This window comes from Hydrogenivirga sp. 128-5-R1-1 (assembly GCF_000171895.1).
On sequence record NZ_ABHJ01000405.1, the window covers coordinates 1 to 1,312 of the forward strand.

Genomic DNA, 1,312 nt, shown 5'->3' on the forward strand with positions numbered 1-1,312 from the left:
CCTGAAACTATCCACCATCACCGAAGGACTTACCAGTATAACTGCTCCGGTGGCAGCAGCCACTTTAAGAAAATCTCTCCTTTTCATCTTTGACCTCCTTTATTTTTCTTCTGTAAAAAATTCATTCATGGATTTTTGTTTGTATGCTCCGGAGTAGAAATATCTGAGTATTTTTAGAAACTCTTCTTTACTCCATGCTCCAAAAAGACTCTTTATTTTTGTGCCGTCAGGTTTAACAAAATGGAATGTTGGAGTTCCCAGATATCCGTATTCTTCCTTTACAAATGCCCCATCTTCACTACACTTACGGACTTTCACAGGAATAAAATATCTATTCACTATTTCCTGCACTTCAGAGGATTTAAACGTGGTTGCTTCCATTTTTTTGCAGTAATGGCATTTTGGGGAGTAAATATAGATTAGAATTATCTTTTTCTCCTTTTGGGCTCTGGAAAATCCATCTTCCAGAGATAACCACTTTATATCTGCGTAAGAAATCCCTGCCATTAAAAAAAACAGAAGAACCACTTTTCTCATCTTTTACTCCAGAGAGAGGATAAATGCAGCAAGTGCACATACATCATCGTATGTAAGCTTTCCGGTTGTAAGATTAACTGTCATTATGTTGTAATAAGGTTCCTTTTTATATTCAGGCGGAATTTGAACTCTGTAGTCTGCTATTCTCTGATAAAGCCATGAGATTGTCTTTTTCTGTCCTCCAAGATAAGGTGCCTTCATAAGTGTGTTTTTGTAATGGGCAAGGTTTGGTCCTATATTTCCACAACCTACAGAACCGGGTGCACAGTGACATGCAACACAGTTTGCAGCTTTTTTGTTGTTAAACAACTTTTTACCGATAGGTGCCATCTTTTTAATGAACTTAGGATTGTCCAGTTTACAGTTAGACGGAACTGCATAATGTCTGGGTCCCGGGGGAATATCTTTTAGCATGATTTCTTTTGCATCAGGATGCTCAAACTGAATCTGTCCAGCTTTGGAATCTGTTGAAAAAACAGATATTGTCAGGATACCTGATAAAAGCAGGTATAGATACTTCATCTGCACAACCTCCTTTTTTCTTCTTTTAAATAGCAACAGATGTGCCAAAATTGATTAAACCGGTAAGTAATTGATGTTTAAGGAATTTTTCAGATGTAAAGGACAGGCTGATAGATTTCTGTCCCAAACGGAACAATTTATAAAAAAGGGACTGTCCCAAATGGGACAATCAGGCTTGGAGCAGACCGAAATTTTTCATCTTTGTTCTAAGTTGTTTTCTTGATATCCCCAGTTTTTGAGCTGCTTTTGTCTG

At 37.5% G+C, this 1,312-nt stretch carries 3 protein-coding genes; all 3 read right to left on the reverse strand.

The genetic code is table 11. The features are described from left to right. Window positions 1–99 precede the first annotated feature (99 nt). Window positions 100–537 (reverse strand): thioredoxin fold domain-containing protein, encoded by a 438-nt coding sequence (locus HG1285_RS01195; RefSeq protein WP_008289453.1) that lies wholly within the window; start codon window positions 535–537, stop codon window positions 100–102. A gap of 3 nt (window positions 538–540) precedes the next feature. Next, on the reverse strand, window positions 541–1,059 hold the full coding sequence (soxX, locus tag HG1285_RS01190) for a sulfur oxidation c-type cytochrome SoxX (protein ID WP_008289454.1): 519 nt from the start codon (window positions 1,057–1,059) through the stop codon (window positions 541–543). Between the two features lie 169 nt (window positions 1,060–1,228). Beyond that, window positions 1,229–1,312: helix-turn-helix domain-containing protein (locus HG1285_RS20690; protein WP_008289455.1), on the reverse strand; the 84-nt coding region annotated here is incomplete at its 5' end.